Origin of the sequence: Shewanella sp. AS16, assembly GCF_021412365.1 — a bacterium.
In the GTDB taxonomy this organism is placed as follows: Bacteria; Pseudomonadota; Gammaproteobacteria; order Enterobacterales; family Shewanellaceae; genus Shewanella; species Shewanella salipaludis.
The window spans coordinates 1-280 of record NZ_JAKCLK010000458.1; the positions used below are offsets into that span (position 1 = coordinate 1).

Here is a 280-nt window from a genome sequence, read left to right on the forward strand (position 1 = left end):
TCTCATTTCAATTAACTCATATAATGAACTTACCGGAGGAGGAGTATATTTACGTACGCTTGTTAGTTTTCTACAAAAACAGAATGTTAATTTAACACTTATTGATAAAAAATCCTCAGGTAAACTATTCGAAGACAATACTTTTCAACATATATCATTTATTAAAGGTAAACGTCAGGATATAATATCCAGGCTTTTTTTTATACCATCATTTTATGTCCCTTATATTTTCTCAATAATTAAAATTTTACGGAAGCAAGATATTCTTGCTTTTCACAAC

At 27.9% G+C, this 280-nt stretch carries 1 protein-coding gene; it reads left to right on the forward strand.

The features are described from left to right. On the forward strand, positions 1 to 280 hold a 280-nt coding region (locus LZP73_RS21085), incomplete at both ends, for a hypothetical protein (RefSeq protein ID WP_234236956.1).